Raw genomic sequence first — 17,578 nt, 5'->3', positions numbered from 1 at the left:
CTATGTCGCAACTTCAGAAACTAGAACAAAGCCTTATAATTTTTTCAAAAAAGTAGACCCTACTAGAGTTAAAAATTATCTTGAATACGAAGCAAAATTATCCACATCAACTTTTTCATGCAGAGCAGCATTAACACCATTAGCGATAACATGCGACATGTCGATCATAAACCCATCAACTTCTTTTGGTGTCACCATTAAGTTATGTCCAATTGGCGTAAGTACCTCTTTTATTAATGATTTTTTTTCTTCTTCTGATAGAGTTCCTACTATTCCTAGGAATGTTTGTCGCTTTTCTTCATCAGGTAAATCAGCTTCACTGAATTTTTTCTCACCAAAAGTTAAGCTTGCAGGTGCTAGAGACTTGGATGGGTTGTCTTTTTCATTCCACTCCCTACCAAAATGTTTTAACATGTAATCGATGGTATCGCTTGTAATTGTAACTGCATCCACAACCGTCGGAACACCAATGGCAATTACTGGGATTCCCAATGTCTCTTTACTTAATTCCTTCCGCTTATTTCCAACACCAGAGCCCGGATGAATCCCTGAATCAGAAAGTTGAATCGTTTCATTCACCCGCTCAATTGACCTGGAAGCCAACGCATCAACAGCAATAACAAAATCCGGCGAAAACTTTTCGATAATACCGAATATAATGTCGCTTGTTTCAATACCGGTTACCCCCATTACACCTGGGGTTACAGCCGCTACGGAACGATACCCATCGGCAACCGTTTCCTGCTGGAGTTTAAATAAGTGACTTGTTACAAGGACTTTTTCAATTGTCATTGGACCAAGTGCATCAGGCGTCACGTTCCAATTGCCTAATCCAACGATTAATCCAGTAGCATTTTCTGAAATGTTGTTTTTTGCTAATAGCTGCTCCAGTTCCTTGCCCAAAATCTTTGCAGCAGCCTCCTGTTTAGCTGTATCCTGTTTTTTTACACCATCTGCATAAATGGTAATATAAGTACCTTTCTTTTTATTAAGTAACTTTTCTCCTTCTTCATCTATTTCTACATGAGAGATATTAATGTTATTTTCATCACGTTCTTTTATGGTTACTCCGTTTATTTGATCCTTTTCGGTTTTATTTTTTTCTACGTACATATCCTTTGCCTCAACAGCCAAATCTGTCCGAACTTGATAATTTTGTTCCTTATCTTCCATTTTGTGCACCCTTTCTTGTGATTTTCTACTGATTCATTAACCATAGACTACGCAAATCAACAAGAATTCATACAAAATGTTACATAGACAACACATAGCTATTGAAAACAATGCTTCTGTTTGGTAAAATGACTTTTGTTCACAACTATGTAGAATGGTTGTTATTAGGAGGTGAAACAACAATGGCTAATATTAAATCTGCAAAAAAACGTATTGACGTAAATAATAAAGCCCGTGTGCAAAATCAGGCTGATAAATCTGAAATGCGTTCTCAAATCAAACGTGTTGAAAAATTAGTTGAAGCTAAAGATCTTGAAAATGCAAAAACTGCTCTTATCTCTGCTACAAAGGTTATTGATAAAGTAGTTCAAAAAGGGATTGTTCATAAAAATACTGGTAATCGTCAAAAATCCCGCTTAGCAAACAAAGTTAATAATTTAAGTGCTTAATCTAAAAACGATCCCTTTTAAAGGATCGTTTTTTATTAGGCTGTTTCGTAATGTTTGTTGTTTCTTAATTTCGTAGTTTATATATAATGCGCAGTAATGAAGTTCTCTTTGGTGACACTTTCTTCCCGTTCCAATGGTATATGAGTGCTTGGATTCGCTTCGTCAGAATACTCCGCTAGTAGAAGTTCCCTGATTTTTGTGTAGATATAGCATGTATACCAAGTAATAGCATCTACTAGCGTAGTGTTTTCCCGTAGCGGTTGTCAAAGCTCCGAACTTGATTTCTAGTTATTGCACATAATCCTTCTATTGTGTAAAAAATAACGATCTTTTAGAAAACAACCTTTATAAAACAGCTTTTTTATTACCTTGTCTGAATCAAATCATATAATAACAATTCAAAGGCTAGTTCTTTTTCCATTTTTCCCTGTTTCATTGCTGTATCAGCTTCGGTTAATTTATCCATTATAGTTTGCAATACATCAATGGTAAATTTACTCTCCCGACTATAAGCTATTTTAACAACATATGGATGGACACCTAACTGCTTTTGCATTTGAAACTGACTATACCCTTTTTGTTTCAACAACTTAACCCGAAAGATGGTACGAAACTGAAAGGCTAATAACCCGATCAACGCAATTGGCTCTTCCTTCATTTTCTCAAGATCCTTGAAGATGGAAATTGCTTTATGTATATCCCGCCCAATTACAGCATCAACAAGTCTTAACGAGGAACTATTTGTTGTATGGGATACTAAACTTTCAGCTATCTCTCGAGTTACGTTACCACCCTCCCCTACATAAAGTGCCAACTTTGTCAGCTCATTTTGTAACAAATGAAGGTTGGTTGAAATTTCTCCTTCCAGTATATCGTAGGCCTCAGGTGCAATGGTAATGTTCAGGTTATCGGCTTGATTCTTAATCCACTTTGATACTTCCTGCTCTTTGATTGGGCTGCAGTTCGCAACCGCACCATGTTTTTTTAACAATTTGCTTATTTTTTTGCGTTCATCAATTTTTTCATATGTAGCAATAAATACAACGACAGAATAATCTACAGGGTTTTCAATGTAGTTCTGTAAAACATTTATATCATGATCAAACGGTAACTTGTCCGGTTTCGCTTTTAGAAATGTTGGATTATTAGCGATGATTAATTTCTTTTCTCCAAAAAAAGGATATGTTTCTGCATCCGAAATCACTTCTTGAATTGGCGTTTCTGCCAGGTCATATGAAACCAAATTTTCATAATCATCTGTCGGTAAAACAGCTTTGGTAATTTGTTTCTTTAAATTTTGTATGAAATAAGAATCCGATCCATATAATAAATATATTGGTGAAATTTGCTTGTTCTTTACCTGTTTTAAAACATCCATATATGCCATACGTTTCACTCCAATTATGTATATATATTATCGTAAAACGTACCCAACACAATAGCAAGCAAAAGTTGATAATTAAAGGGTTTGAGGGGATTACTGTTCACAATCCCCTCAAGGATCTATATAAACGTTTAAATCACAGCCCCAGGAAACTGTTCTTTAAACGATATTTGCTTTCACTTATAGAATGACCATTCCATGTGAAAGTATAGCTGTAAACTCTTTCTAAAAATGGAGACATAGGTTTTTGTGAAATTTTCCATATGGAAGTGGATTTTTTTGTGTATTTAATTTATACTAAATATGATATAGGAGGGATAGATGTGAACGAATTCGAAAATGACGTACAGTCAAAAAATAATGATGTAGTTGATTCTATAAAAGGCTTTGGTTTCTCTTTTATATTCTTTGTCCTAATTTTTGCGATTGGTGCAGCCATCAGTGTTATAGGATCATAAACAGTCTATTTATACTTAATAAACATGTTTAACAAAGAGACTCCCATACGGTAGTCTCTTTTGTTCTGTCTAAATTAGCTTATGGTAAGAACTTAAAAAATGTGCCTTGTTTACCTTGATAACGGAATGTAACTGCACCATTTAAATCAGTTCGAAGTAAATAAATCCCCTCTGCTTCCAACTTATCCAGGACTTCATTTGCTGGATGACCATAGGCATTGTTTTTTCCTACAGAAATAAGTGCATAGGTTGGAGCAATCTGAGTAAGCAATGCTTGATCTGTTGATGTATTACTCCCATGATGAGCTACTTTCAAAACATCAACTGTCAAATTTGGATAATCCGCTAGCATTTCTTGTTCTGTATTTTTGTCAATATCCCCAGTAAATAGCCAAGATAATCCCCCTAATTCTGTATAAACTACGAGTGAATTCTCGTTAGCGGTGGCCTTTTCAGCATTTGGTGAGAGGACAGAAAATGACTGATTAGCGATCGTAATCAACTGATTCTTTTCGATGCGCTGAATTTCCAACCCATTTTTTGTCCATTGGGAAGCCTGTTTCTCACTAAACTGAAAAAAATTACTCACAATAACTTTCTCTACATCCATTTCTTCTATTAAGAATGGCACACTTCCAATATGATCAGTATCTTCATGCGATAAAAAGACGGCATCGATTTTACTGATTCCTTTAGATAGCAAATAAGGCCTAATAATTTGTCGGTAATTTTTATCTGAGGATTTTTCTTCCCCAAAAGTCACCTTTGCACCTGCATCCACCATAATAACACCACGGCGATAGGGCAATTCAATTATAAATGCATCTCCTTGCCCAATATCAAGCATCGTTACGGATCCAGTTTGAGAAAAATACGGCTTTAGTGTAATTCCAATGATGAATATGGTTAGAAAGCAACCGTATTGAAGGGCATTACTCAATTTCTTTTGCTGCGTTTGTTTCATAAATAAAAAGAATAAACAGTAATATAACAAAGCACCGACAATGGTTATCGAACCAATTACAAAGGGAAAATAGGAGGTCTGATCAACTGCTTGAATAACGGAAATAAAAATGCCATGCACAAACACAAATATACGATCAAGAATGGAGAGCAAAAGTCCAGAAACCGGTGAAATTACTAGCAATAGAAACATCAGTGGTATAACAAAAATTGAAAAATAAGGGACAACCACAATATTAAGTACAATTGATAAAGGTTGGAACGTATAAAAATAGGCAACTTGAAGTGGCAAAATCATCATTTGTGAGACAAAGCTTATTTGTAAAACGAGAAAAACCGGTGAACTTGTTTCAGCCAGCCATCGTTTTGACAAAAGTAGTCCAAACGTTACTAAAAAAGATAGTTGAAAACCAACACTGTACACAATATATTTATTCGCAAGTATTAATAAGAAGAATACAATACTTAATGCATCAGTTACACTGTATTGTAGTTTTAATTTTGCTAACACAATGAATACCATAGCCATTACACTTGCGCGCCAGACAGATGGTTCACCACCAGCAACAATTGCATAAAACGGTAAAAAGAAAATCATTACCCATTGCGCTTTTTCCTTTGTAAGTAAATTCAGCTTAATAAGTATAAAATACAATAATGTTATGATTAACCCTACATGCAAGCCGGAAATTGCCAAAAGATGTGATAAACCCCATCGTTGAAATAATTCAATTGTATCATCACTAATCATTGAATCATCGCCAAGCACTAAGGCAGTTAACCAGGCAGCTGTTTCCGAACTTACTTGTTCATGAATATGACGAATTGCTTTGGTACGCACCTCATAAATATTGGCCATGGCAGATGAACCAGAACATGAAATATCTTCAAGTGAATCTAGTGTTACTTGATAGTCAATCCCCTGGGAAAGCAAATAATTGTGATAATCAAACTGCCCGGGGTTCCTGCTGCCATCCGGACGTTCTACCTTGCCTTTCAGCTGACATGAAGCACCATCTTTCAACATAGCTATATTTTTGTTGCGAATATTTTCTTCTTCATTTGTAAAATAGACAACGAGGAATTTGGTTTTTGAAAGTTGATCACGAAGCACAAAATCAACTTTTTTTGCTGTATTGTTAATCGAACCGACAATTTTTCCTGATAAATTGGAAACAGTATCGTTAGAAGTTGGTTGTTCAATAGGGGTTATCGTTGGAATAAATGTGTAAAAAAAGAGGAAAAGCGTTAGGGAAATAATAATCGGTACTTTCCCTAACCTATTAAAAACATACAAAAGTAAAAGCCATAATATCAATCCTACAGCAAACCAGAACGTATGAAAAATTATTGTCAAAATGCTCATCGCGACTGAAATAGCCGGAAAATGCCAATACCCTTTCACGTCACATATCACCTTGTTTCAATTAAGTTTAAATAATTTCTTTGCTTCATTTTTAAGTGAAGAAAGTTGGTCATTTGTTGATGTGTCCTCAAGGTTATCTAACAATGATTTGACTACTTCTGTCTTTTCTGCAACATTTTCATCAATTGCAACATAATTTAATTCTACTTTCTTTGTCTCCACTCCGGCTTCTTTAAATAAATCAATTGCGTATGGATGGTTTTTATAGTCTTCCGCGTAATAAACGGATTTAATGCCACTCTGAATGATTTGTTTGCAACATTGCAAGCAAGGGAAGTGTGTAACATATAATTCAGCACCATCCGTTGGCACACCAAATTTAGCACATTGCAATAAAGCATTCGCCTCAGCATGGACGGTTCGAACACAATGTCCATCAATTACATAACACCCTTCATCAATACAATGAACGCCCCCGGAAACACTGCCATTGTAACCGCCAGCAATAATGCGTTTATCCCTAACAATGGTTGCACCTACCATTAATCTAGTACACGTACTTCTTAGCGCTAATAAATGGCTCTGCGCCATAAAATATTGATCCCAAGAAATCCTCTCCATGAAAATATACTCCTTTGTTATCATTTGGTGACATTTTGAATAATCTCTACAAAATAATAGTTTACATGTACAGTTTCGAATTCGTCAATTCACTATGGAACTTGAATATCATCTTTAAGATTTTCCAATGTTTTTTCACCAATTCCTGAAACATCAAGCAAATCTTCAACCGTATGAAAAAAACCATTTTCTTCTCGATACTGAACAATTGCCTGTGCTTTTGACGGACCAATTCCATTTAGTCCTTCTATTTCTTCTTTTGTGGCATAATTTAATTTAACTTTGTCATTACTATTCGTTGGAGAACCTAATCCTGATCCAGATTCCGAGCCGGTACTTAATTCGCCCATTTTTGGGATCGTAATTACCATTTCGTCCTGTACTTTTTGGGCTAAATTTACCATTGATTGGTCTGCATGTTCAGAGAAACCACCCGCTAATTGGATCACATCATGAACCCTAGTATTTCCGTCTATTTCATATACTCCCGGGTTCATCACTTCACCTTTGACGTCAACTATTACCATTTGATTTTCTGTTTTCTTACTTTTAGGTTCATCTTTTGGGGAGGTTTCAATAGGAGTAAATTCAGAAGCAGGGTCTTTAGTATCATCATCATTATTATTAACTACCAAAAAAAGAATAATAACAATGCCTAGTACAATAAAAAGTGCACTCTTCTTTAGTAATTCAATGATCATGGAAATCACATCTTTCATTTGAGGTGGGTTAACAGGCGCGGAAAAATATGGGGCATTATCTATACTATTCGACATAAACTTCAAAAATCCTTCAACAAAAAGAAAGATCGAAAAAATATTATTTTCCCGATCTTTTTTCTGCAGCAAAAAATATTCGTTCTGTACTGTCTGATACACTTTCCGGTTCTACTGAAAAATCACCATACAAGTTTTTAATTTCAAAACCAGCTTCTTGTAACAATTTCCGATAAACCTCAATCGGAAATGTGCACTGATGATGATATTCATCAAAACGAATGTAGCTATCATCATCACCTGAAACAAAAAACGTTAAATCATGATACATATCACCAGTTGCTTCTCCAGGAGAACAGAACCATATATAAGAAATAGCATCATCCACCTGTGCGAACGTTTCGCCTACAAGATGATTTTCAACATGATACAGGGAATGCACATCAAAGATAAACATTCCTCCTTCATGAAGCATATTCGCCACATGACGGAAAACAGTCTCAAGTTCCTCTTCTGTTGTAATATAATTGATGACATCACAGTAACTTACAACTGCATCCATACCGCTGATACCCTCTAAGGATCGTAAATCTTGATGAATCCACTGAACTCCAAGACCAGCACTGCTTGCACGTTGTTCGGCATAGCTAAGCATATCCTCAGAATAATCCACCCCGATCATATCGAACCCTGCCTTGGCTAACTTAGATGTGATTTTGCCTGTGCCACATCCTAAATCAGCAACTGCCTTAATTTCTTCTTTTCCTGATTGTTTGAAAATTTCTCTTGTTACAGCGACCCACTCATCGTACGGTGCATCAAGCATCAGTTGATCATATAAATAAGCCAATTGTTGATATGCCATGGTTTATCCTTCTTGCCCAAAGTTTAATGTAACCTGGGAGGCATCGCCCCATAAACGTTCTAGATTATAATAAGACCGCTCATCTTTATGGAAAATGTGACAGACAATGTCTCCAATATCGACTAATATCCAACGCGCTTGTTCAAATCCTTCTAAACGTTTTACATCTAAACCTTCTTCTTCAGCAGTATCTTTAATGGATCTAGCAATTGCCTGTACTTGCCGCTCATTACTTCCGTGACAAATTAAGAAATAGTCCGCAACTAATGAAACATTTTTCATATCCAATGCAATAATATCTTCGGCACGTTTATCATCACACGCTTCTGCTACGTTTTCTAGAATTTCTTTCGTTTCCTTCAAGTTAGTTACCTCCATTTAATTGCTTTGTCAAATCATTATATGCATGAAAGGTATCTGGATATATACGTGATTGTTTTTGCATTAAAAATGCGATCGTATTTTTCAGTGTCAGCCAACATGCATGGGTTAAATCCCGTTCTGCCATCTCCCTGACTTCATCTAACCCCGGGAAGGATCGGCCAGGTTCAATATAGTCAGCCAATAAGACAACCATTTCCAGTCTATTCATGTGTGCTTTTCCAGTAGTATGATTATGGATGGCTCCAAGAACCTCTTGATCGTTAATACCATGCTCTTGATTCACCAAAATTGCCCCAACTGGTGCGTGCCATAATTCATGATGATATTGTAGTAAATCATTTGGCAGTGAGCTTGATAAAATGATCCGTCTCATTTCATCTAAGGAACGGAATTTTGCATAATCATGTAAAATACCCGCTAACTCTGCCTTACTTTCGGATACATTGAATCTTTTCGCTAATTCAACAGCCGTTTGGGCAACCCGTAATGTATGATCAAATCGTTTTTCAGTAAGATGAGGTTTAACGGCTGCAATGGCATCATTTTTCTTCATATAACTGTTTCTCCTTAATAAAAGTTTCCACCTTTTCTGGCAGTAAATACTTGACTGATTGGTTCGATTTTAGACGATCTCTAATTAAGGATGATGACACATCGATCATCGGAATATCCAATTCAATGATCGAATAATTCGTATGTAACTGATATCCGTTCCGTTTTACGCCGACAAATTTAACAATATTCATTAATTCGTCAATTCGATCCCATTTAGGTAAATATTCGACCATATCAGCCCCAATGATAAAATAAAACGTTATATTAGGATATGATTCATTCAATAGTTTCATTGTATCAAACGTATACGATTTTCCTAAACGATTAATTTCTATTGTATTTACCTGAAAATCTTGATTGTTCTCAATTGCTCTATTTACCATGGCAACACGATCTGCTGCACAAGTTCTAGCTCTTTGTTTATGTGGTGGTTCATATGAAGGAATAAACCAAATTTCCTCCAATTCAAGCTTATTCTTTACTTCTTCTGCAATCAGTAAATGTCCTAAATGCGGTGGGTCAAATGTCCCTCCTAGAATACCAACACGTTTCATAATGGCTCCTTTATGGTAATTGGATATGTTTATTTTCTTCCGACTCTTTATATAATACAATAATATTGCCAATTATTTGAACGACTTCTGCCTCTGTTCCTTCTGCTAATCGGGCAGCAACATCATCCTTTTCTTCCAAGCAATTTTGTAAAATGCTTACTTTAAGTAATTCTCTCTTTTCTAATGCTTCTTTTATTTGTTCGATCATATTCTCATTTACGCCGATTTTTCCAACTTGAAATATCGGTTTTAACTGATTAGCTTGCGAACGTAAATATCTTTTTTGCTTACCTGTTAACATATTATCTTCCTTCCAAAATTTGTTGTAGTTGACTTTCCATATCACCGATCGGAACATGTTTATTTGTCCATATTTCAAAAGCATATTGTGCTTGATATAAGAGCATTGTATGCCCGTAATGGATCATTGCTCCTGCGTTATTTGCTTGTTGTAGAAATTTCGTTTCAATTGGTTGATAAATGATATCACTTACCAAACTAGTACTATCCATAGGTGACTTCATTGTTATAATCGTTTGGTCTTGATTCGGTTTCATACCAACAGATGTCGTTTGAATGATCACATCATACATATTCAATCTTTGTTGTAAATCATCTAAAGATAAAATAGTCGTATTGGTGTTATTTTGTTGTAAATCAGCAATAGATTCTGCGCTTTTTACTGTTCGATTGGCGATATCAATAAAAAGAAATCCCTCTGTTACAAGTGCATCATAAATCCCTCTTGCAGCGCCACCTGCTCCAACGATCACTATTTTTTTTTGCTTGTCAGAGAATATAGCAGGATAATGTTCTTTTAGAGATCTGGTATATCCTTTGCCATCTGTATTATAACCGACCCATTTACCCTCCCGATTTACAACCGTATTCACTGCACCTATTCGTTCAGCTTCAACATCCAGTTCATCTAAATAAGTGATGATTTTTTGCTTATATGGGACGGTTATATTAAACCCATCAATCTGACTATCCTTGAGTTCCTTCATGCTATTAGTAAATGATTCATCTGGATCCAATTCTTTTATTACGTAGTCACCGCTTAACCCAGTTTTCTGTAAAAATTGTTTGTGAATCCATGGTGAAAGCGAATGGTTTATCGGGTAACCAATTAGAGCAAATTGGTAATGCATTCAGAATCCCCCCTTTAGATCAATGACTTCCGAACAGACACGGCTACACCTTTTGGACTATATGCAGTAACCGTCGTTTGATAGCCAGGGACACTCACCCAGCCTAAGCCAGGAAAAACAATATCCGTTTTTCCTTCGTTTAACCGATACGTCGTTTCTGTTAAATCTGGTAATTTCTCTAGTGTCTGTTCATCTGGAGGCGATAAAAGTTCCCCTTTATGCTCCTTATACAATGTATCTGCATTTTCAAGCTTCGTCCGATGAATCGGCAACTGATTTGAGAAGTAGCAAACGAACGATTGTTTATCCCCTTTAAGAAAATCCAAGCGAGCAAGTCCACCAAAAAATAATGATTGACCACTATTCAATTGATAAATTCTCGGTTTTATTTCCTTATTCGGTGTAATAAGCTTCAAATCCTGCTCGGAAACGTAATGAGCTATTTGCTGTTTATTCACAATCCCCGGCGTATCAATTAATGCAGTCGATTCATCTAAAGGTATTTCAATAAAACCTAGTGTTGTCCCTGGAAAATAAGATGTTGTAATCACATCTTTCATGCCTGTTGAATGCTTAATTAAGCGATTAATAAATGTTGATTTGCCAACGTTAGTTGTTCCGACAATGTATACATCCTTATTCGCACGAAAATGCTCAATAGCCTCTGTTAATGCTTCCATTCCATGTCCCTTTGCTGATGAAATCAAAAACACATCTTCCACACGGATTCCCATTTCTTTAGCTGATGATCGAAGCCAATCGGTTAACTTTCGTTTATTTGTTGATTTTGGCAATAAATCCATTTTATTCCCCACCAAAATGATCGGGTTATTCCCGGTGATCCTTGGTAAACTTTTAATTAAACTTCCACTAACATCAAATATGTCAACGATGTGAACAATCAATCCTCTTCTTTCCCCTATTTTACTAACCATTTGCAAAAAATCATCATCACGAATTGAAACGGACTGTATCTCGTTATAGTGTTTCAGACGAAAGCAACGTTGACATAAAATCGTATCCTTTTGTAGTGCTGATTCTGGTGTATAGCCAATTTCTTTTGGTTTAGCTGTCTGAATCGGGGCACCACAGCCTTGACAAAGTCTTTTTTCCACCATTATTCCTCCCAGGTAATTTTTCCTTTTTTCCGCATGTAGCTTAAAATTTGCCGTTCTATTTTTCGATTGATTCTAGTCATTTTTCCATCGGTTTGTACAATTGGAACAACCAATATCGTATAAAATCCCGCGAAATTTCCGCCGAGAACATCTGTTAGTAATTGATCGCCGACAACTACAATTTCTTCCTTTTTTAACTTCATTTGTTTCGCGGCAGATTTGAACGCGTGCCCTAGTGGTTTTCTTGCACTAAAAACAAATGGTGTACCTAGAGGTTCTGAAAAAACTTTAACACGTTCTTCTTTATTATTCGAAATAATCGTTACTTTAATATCATGTTCTTTCATTAACTTAAACCATTGGACAATTTCCGGTGTTGCATCTTTTACATCCCACGCAACAAGCGTATTATCCAAATCGGTTATAATTCCTCGAATACCCTTTTGCTTTAATGCAGCAGGGTGAATATCAAAAATACTTTTAACATGCTCATTCGGTAAAAACTTCTTTAACAACTGTCACACCTCATTATTATCTTCCCTAACCTAGTCCTATTTTATTGGGCAAAACAATACCATCTATTACCACAAGTTAACATTATACCTCAATCCTATAACAACTTTCTACAATATTAAAGCGAAACTTCTGTCGGGCTGTTTAATTTGTCATATCCTGGCAAAACTATCATGATCTACTGGCATTTGGAACAGAATGAGCGGATAAATTTTGTATGTTTATGTCTATTCACAAAAAATTATGCTTGTATGGGCGCATTTTCTACTAAAAACCGTTCGACAAATTCCATCATAATCCGACCTGTGGATAACTTTAATCACATTATCCACATTTATATAATAGTATTCAAGGGGTGATTTTTTACTTTTATACACAAGTTATCTACAAGGGATTGTAGATAACTATTGCCTTGTTCAGTACTATTATTCGTGGTAAGTTATTAATAACTTCAAATGGAAGTACTACTAATTACCCGGGAGGGGCTGTACTGATGGAGCATTTGTCAAATGAATTGTTGTTAGAATCATATCGTAAAGCAAATGAATTAAATCTAAGCCCTGATTTTCTTTACCTTATTGAACAGGAAATAAACAGAAGGTCATTAACACATAAAATAAAGTGTTCCAGAAACGATTCGAAAAACTTGCTTAATACTTCAATCCGCTAGAGACACTGAAAAGTTTAAAAAGATTGCTCTATGTTAACTCTTGTCATTTTTATGAATGATAGGGGTTTTTTATTTTGCAGGATCCTATAATATGATAAGCTATCATTTGAACATATGTAGGGAAAGCAGGATTTTAAGATCAATTTTAATATAATAAACTTTATTACACATATTACAGCGTATACTTGATACATAATGAAAAGAAAATACGTTAGAATGGATAATACCGCTAACATCCCCCATCAAGTTACCTGACAAAGCCTCAGACGTATGTTCATTTATCCTATTAGAGGTTGTTCAAAAAGTCACCAAATAATAAGCGGCGAATCTCTTCGTTGGCTCGTCTTTTCGGTCCTCATGTAGATTTTTCCTACATTCCGGTCCTCAAGACTACGCCGTCTCGACCTTCTTGCTTCTAATTTGATAACTTTTTGAACACACACTATTAACTTAAAAAGTAGGCTGAAAGTTTTTAAAACAAAGGAGGAATCCCAGTAGATGATTTTCACTGTAATAATACCACTTATACTAGCATGCTTTGTTCCATTACTTAGTAAAATAAAAGAAAAAATACATACTGGTATTTTTGTGTTTTTCATCCCATTTATCATTTTTCTTTACTTTATTCAATTTATTGGCAGTGACTTTTCGCCAATAGCAAAAACATATAAGTGGATACCATCACTCGGAATCAACTTGAACTTTTATTTAGACGGTTTAAGTTTGTTATTCGTTTTGTTAATTAGTGGTATTGGCGCCCTTGTTGTTTTATATTCCATATACTATTTAGATAAAACAGAACGGCTTGGTCACTTTTATGTTTATCTCCTTATGTTTATGGCAGCGATGCTCGGTGTCGTATTATCCGATAATGTATTTGTGCTTTACACATTTTGGGAGCTAACATCTATCTCTTCCTTTTTATTAATTGGTTATTGGCATTTTAATGAACGTTCCCGCTATGGGGCATTAAAATCAATGCTTATTACTATTTTTGGTGGTTTGAGTATGTTCGGTGGATTTGTCTTACTATCTGTTGTTACTGGTACGACGAGTATCCAATCAATGATCGAACAAAAAGATGTTATTTTAAACAGTACCTATTTACCATTAATTCTTGGGTTTATTCTGCTCGGTGCATTTACCAAATCAGCGCAATTTCCGTTTCATATTTGGCTACCGGATGCAATGGAAGCACCTACACCTGTTAGTGCTTACCTGCATTCGGCAACAATGGTAAAAGCAGGACTATTTTTAGTTGCCCGGTTTTCACCTATTTTCTCTAGTTATGAATGGTTCTTTATTATTGTCAGCCTTGCAGGGATTGTGACATTATGCTGGGGATCATACATGGCAGTAAGACAAACGGATTTAAAAGCAATCTTAGCATTTTCTACCATTAGTCAATTAGGTATGATTATGGCCATGCTTGGATTTGGCACAAAAGTAGCCGTATTTGCAGCGGTATTTCATATTTTAAACCATGCAACATTTAAAGGCAGTCTTTTCATGGTTGCAGGTATTGTTGACCATGAAACAGGAACACGTGATATCCGTAAACTTGGTGGATTAGTAACGTTTATGCCAATCACTGCTACACTAGCCTTGTTTGGAACATTCTCAATGGCAGGAATCCCATTACCATTTTTAAATGGGTTCTATAGTAAGGAATTATTTTTCGAATCAAGCCTTGATCTAGAAGGCGCTACGACATTTGCAAGTGTTCTCGCCCAAGTGATTCCATATCTTGCTGTATTCGGGAGTATCTTTACGTTTGTCTATTCGATTTATTTATTATTTGGGACTTTTGCCGGTAAAAAACATCTTGATTTATTGCCAAAGAAACCGCATGAAGCACCAATTGGCATGTTGCTGTCCCCTTTTATTCTAGTTTTAGGTGTTGTGTTAATCGGACTGTTTCCTAATTTAGTAAACGGAACATTTCTAGCTCACGCAGCGGAGGCAATAAAAGGTGCTGAAATTGATCAGCATATTGCTTTTTGGCACGGATTTAACACACCACTTAAAATGACATTAATCGTTGTTGGTTTAGGTTTTCTATTAGTTTTAACACGTAAAAAATGGGCAGGTGCCTATCGTGTACTACCTGGTAAATTAAGCCTTAACAAACTGTATGATTACATCTTAGAAAAACTAGATATCGTTTCACAAAAAGTAACACAATCTTATATGACGGGATCATTACGGTTATACGTAGCTATTATCTTAGGTGTAACACTTGTTGTAACCTTTATTGTTATGCTGGTAACGGATGGATTCAACATTCAATTCGATAATTTAGCAGATGTAACAATTATTGAGGTATCTGTTGTCGCCATCATGATTGTTGCAGCACTTGCTACTATTTTAGCTAAAAACAATGTGTCTGCTATCCTAATATTAGGTGTTGTTGGTTATGGTGTGGCTATTCTATTTGTTCTTTACCGTGCACCTGACTTGGCATTAACACAGTTAGTAATTGAAACAGTAACAGTTGTCTTGTTTTTGCTTTGTTTCAGACACATGCCAAAACTGCGAAAAAGGAACGAAACAAGTGGAACCAAAATCGTTAATATCGTTATTTCGGTTGGCTTTGGAGCCTTAATGACACTAATTGGAATTTCAGCACACAGCAGTAAATGGTTTGAATCCATCTCAAATTACTTTATCGAAACATCTCTAAAACTAGGGGGCGGTCATAACATCGTAAACGTCATCCTTGTCGATATGCGCGGTTTCGATACATTATTTGAGATCACAGTGTTAGGTATAGCAGCACTCGCTATCTTTAGCCTCATAAAGCTTAAGAGGGGGGCGAAATAAATGGAGATTATTATTCTCATTTTGGCAGGTATCTTATTTGCTGCAGCTATTTATAATTTGCTGCAAAAGCAGTTACTGCGGATCATTATTGGAACCGGACTGCTATCCCATGGGGCACATTTGTTTATTTTGACAATGGGACAACTCAAACGTGGACAACCACCTATTTTAACAGAAGGCAAATCAGACTATGCTGATCCACTACCACAGGCATTGATTTTAACATCGATCGTTATCAGCTTTGGTGTAACGAGCCTGTTATTGGTTTTAGCTTACAGAGCTGCTAATGAAAACAATACAGATGACATGGCACAATTAAGGGGTGACGAAAATGAGTAATTTAGCAGTATTGCCAATTATCATCCCATTGATATCCGGGATAATCCTGGCCTTTTTTCACAATAAAGTAGGCATCTCCCGTTGGTTAAGTAAAATATTCATCTTAATAAACCTCGGGGTGGCATCATATATTGCATGGATTGTTTTCAACAATGGTGCACTTATATTGGAAACTGGCGGTTGGGAAGCACCATATGGAATTATTCTTGTCGCTGATCCGCTAGCAGTAACACTTGTTCTAACAACGAACATCATTGCAACTGCTTGTGCATTCTATGCACCATATTCCATGGATGTAAAACAAGAAACCCATTACTTTTATGCGTTTTTCTTCCTGTTAATTGCTGGTGTTTCTGGAGCCTTTATCACAGGCGATTTATTTAACCTGTATGTATTTTTTGAAGTATTATTAATGGCCTCCTATGCCCTAATCGTTTTAGGTGGAGGAAAAGTTCAATTACGTGAATCCATTAAATATGTATTAATTAATCTCTTTTCTTCGGTATTATTTGTTACAGCCATTGCTTTCCTCTATTCCGTAGTTGGTACAGTAAACATGGCGCAAATTGCCGAACGAGTTCAGGATGTTGATCAAAAAGGTGTTTTAACAACAATCGCTGTATTACTCTTTTTTGTTTTTGCAACAAAAGCAGCATTGTTTCCATTATATTATTGGATGCCTAAATCATATGTTGTACCAAATCCAGTCATTTCCGCATTGTTTGGTGCACTCTTGACCAAAGTTGGAGTCTATTCGATCTTACGTGTGTTTTCCCTAATTTTTATATATAAATTAGATTTAACACACCATGCATTTATTTGGATCGCTGGTCTATCGATGATTTTCGGTATTATTGGGGCATTATCCACTTCCAATATTAAATTAATTATTGCATATAACATTGTCCCTGCTATCGGTTTTATTATGATGGGAATCGGTGTATTCAATCAGGATGCGATTAGCGGATCAATTTATTATTTGGTTCATGACATGATAATAAAATGTGCATTATTCTTGCTTGTTGGGGCCGTAGCGTATGTTGCCGGAACCTCTGATCTGCGCAAGTTTAGTGGATTAATTCACTATTATCCACTGCTTGGCTGGTTATTATTTGTTTCTGCCTTTGTGCTTGCAGGAATACCACCATTCAGCGGATTTATCGGAAAACTATTGTTACTCAAAGGTTCACTATCTGCCAATGAAGTTGCAATTGTTATTCTCGCCTTACTTTCAAGCCTGCTTATTCTTTACTCCATTATGAAAATCTTTATTAATGGGTTTTGGGGTGAAAAGGATGAGTCACTTATCACGGAAAAAAAATCTACCAAAGGCTTGGTTGGACCAATTGTATTTTTGTTAGCATTTTCTGTTATTCTAGGTTTAGGTGCAGAATTTATTTACCCATCAATAGAATCGATCTCAACATATTTACTTGATCCAGAAGTTTATATGGAATCTGTTTTAAAGGAGTAATG

Annotated in this window: 19 protein-coding genes; 6 read left to right on the top strand and 13 right to left on the bottom strand. The window is 35.9% G+C overall.

Going from position 1 to position 17,578, the window contains the following annotated elements:
* Nucleotides 1-75: 75 nt before the first annotated feature.
* Nucleotides 76-1,173, bottom strand: coding sequence for a GPR endopeptidase (gene gpr / locus C8270_RS12165; protein ID WP_106497092.1), 1,098 nt, complete (start codon nt 1,171-1,173; stop codon nt 76-78).
* A gap of 182 nt (nt 1,174-1,355) precedes the next feature.
* Here gpr and rpsT point away from each other — a divergent pair, with 182 nt between their 5' ends.
* Nucleotides 1,356-1,622, top strand: coding sequence for a 30S ribosomal protein S20 (gene rpsT, locus C8270_RS12160; protein WP_106497091.1), 267 nt, complete (start codon nt 1,356-1,358; stop codon nt 1,620-1,622).
* A 364-nt stretch (nt 1,623-1,986) separates the two neighbouring features.
* On the opposite strand, the gene holA is transcribed toward rpsT, so the two are convergent.
* The gene (holA, locus tag C8270_RS12155; RefSeq protein WP_106497090.1) at nt 1,987-3,009 is read right to left on the bottom strand and encodes a DNA polymerase III subunit delta; all 1,023 of its coding nucleotides are present in this window, start codon (nt 3,007-3,009) and stop codon (nt 1,987-1,989) included.
* A gap of 320 nt (nt 3,010-3,329) precedes the next feature.
* Between holA and C8270_RS12150 the strand changes: the two genes are divergently transcribed.
* A complete protein-coding gene (locus C8270_RS12150) occupies nt 3,330-3,464 on the top strand; it encodes a YqzM family protein (RefSeq protein ID WP_106497089.1) in 135 nt (44 codons plus the stop codon).
* A gap of 79 nt (nt 3,465-3,543) precedes the next feature.
* Here C8270_RS12150 and C8270_RS12145 read toward each other — a convergent pair whose 3' ends face one another.
* From C8270_RS12145 to C8270_RS12095, 11 genes are all read right to left on the bottom strand, one after another.
* On the bottom strand, nt 3,544-5,832 hold the full coding sequence (locus tag C8270_RS12145) for a DNA internalization-related competence protein ComEC/Rec2 (protein ID WP_106497088.1): 2,289 nt from the start codon (nt 5,830-5,832) through the stop codon (nt 3,544-3,546).
* 18 nt (nt 5,833-5,850) lie between these two features.
* Entirely contained in the window at nt 5,851-6,414 is a 564-nt protein-coding gene (locus C8270_RS12140) for a ComE operon protein 2 (protein WP_106497087.1), read from the bottom strand.
* A gap of 92 nt (nt 6,415-6,506) precedes the next feature.
* Entirely contained in the window at nt 6,507-7,190 is a 684-nt protein-coding gene (locus tag C8270_RS12135; protein ID WP_234028555.1) for a helix-hairpin-helix domain-containing protein, read from the bottom strand.
* Nucleotides 7,191-7,233: 43 nt separating this feature from the next.
* Entirely contained in the window at nt 7,234-7,995 is a 762-nt protein-coding gene (locus C8270_RS12130; RefSeq protein ID WP_106497086.1) for a class I SAM-dependent DNA methyltransferase, read from the bottom strand.
* Between the two features lie 3 nt (nt 7,996-7,998).
* Complete coding sequence (rsfS, locus tag C8270_RS12125) at nt 7,999-8,358, bottom strand: ribosome silencing factor (protein ID WP_234028554.1); 360 nt, start codon at nt 8,356-8,358, stop codon at nt 7,999-8,001.
* Nucleotide 8,359: 1 nt separating this feature from the next.
* Nucleotides 8,360-8,932, bottom strand: coding sequence for a bis(5'-nucleosyl)-tetraphosphatase (symmetrical) YqeK (gene yqeK / locus C8270_RS12120; protein ID WP_106497084.1), 573 nt, complete (start codon nt 8,930-8,932; stop codon nt 8,360-8,362).
* Nucleotides 8,919-9,488: a nicotinate-nucleotide adenylyltransferase gene (locus tag C8270_RS12115; protein ID WP_106497083.1), complete on the bottom strand. Its 570-nt coding sequence runs from the start codon at nt 9,486-9,488 to the stop codon at nt 8,919-8,921. Before C8270_RS12115 ends, yqeK begins: the two co-directional genes overlap by 14 nt.
* Nucleotides 9,489-9,498: 10 nt before the next feature.
* Nucleotides 9,499-9,789 (bottom strand): ribosome assembly RNA-binding protein YhbY, encoded by a 291-nt coding sequence (gene yhbY, locus C8270_RS12110; protein ID WP_106497082.1) that lies wholly within the window; start codon nt 9,787-9,789, stop codon nt 9,499-9,501.
* A gap of 1 nt (nt 9,790) precedes the next feature.
* Nucleotides 9,791-10,639 carry a shikimate dehydrogenase gene (gene aroE, locus C8270_RS12105; RefSeq protein WP_106497081.1) on the bottom strand — a complete coding sequence of 283 codons (849 nt, stop codon included), beginning with the start codon at nt 10,637-10,639 and terminating at the stop codon, nt 9,791-9,793.
* Between the two features lie 14 nt (nt 10,640-10,653).
* Entirely contained in the window at nt 10,654-11,754 is a 1,101-nt protein-coding gene (gene yqeH / locus C8270_RS12100) for a ribosome biogenesis GTPase YqeH (protein ID WP_106497080.1), read from the bottom strand.
* A gap of 2 nt (nt 11,755-11,756) precedes the next feature.
* The gene (locus C8270_RS12095; RefSeq protein WP_106497079.1) at nt 11,757-12,272 is read right to left on the bottom strand and encodes a YqeG family HAD IIIA-type phosphatase; all 516 of its coding nucleotides are present in this window, start codon (nt 12,270-12,272) and stop codon (nt 11,757-11,759) included.
* Between the two features lie 491 nt (nt 12,273-12,763).
* Here C8270_RS12095 and C8270_RS12090 point away from each other — a divergent pair, with 491 nt between their 5' ends.
* The 4 genes from C8270_RS12090 (at nt 12,764) to C8270_RS12075 (ending at nt 17,576) form a co-directional block, all read left to right on the top strand.
* The gene (locus C8270_RS12090; protein ID WP_106497078.1) at nt 12,764-12,940 is read left to right on the top strand and encodes a sporulation histidine kinase inhibitor Sda; all 177 of its coding nucleotides are present in this window, start codon (nt 12,764-12,766) and stop codon (nt 12,938-12,940) included.
* A 498-nt stretch (nt 12,941-13,438) separates the two neighbouring features.
* Nucleotides 13,439-15,763 carry a Na+/H+ antiporter subunit A gene (locus C8270_RS12085; RefSeq protein ID WP_106497077.1) on the top strand — a complete coding sequence of 775 codons (2,325 nt, stop codon included), beginning with the start codon at nt 13,439-13,441 and terminating at the stop codon, nt 15,761-15,763.
* Entirely contained in the window at nt 15,764-16,102 is a 339-nt protein-coding gene (locus C8270_RS12080) for a Na(+)/H(+) antiporter subunit C (RefSeq protein WP_106497076.1), read from the top strand.
* Entirely contained in the window at nt 16,095-17,576 is a 1,482-nt protein-coding gene (locus C8270_RS12075; RefSeq protein WP_106497075.1) for a Na+/H+ antiporter subunit D, read from the top strand. The genes C8270_RS12080 and C8270_RS12075 overlap by 8 nt, the downstream gene beginning before the upstream one ends.
* Nucleotides 17,577-17,578: the final 2 nt, after the last annotated feature.

The sequence above is a fragment of the Lentibacillus sp. Marseille-P4043 genome (assembly GCF_900258515.1).
GTDB lineage: Bacteria > Bacillota > Bacilli > Bacillales > Amphibacillaceae > Lentibacillus_C.
Note: the sequence above shows the minus strand (reverse complement) of the source record. Positions and strands in the feature narration are given on the sequence as shown.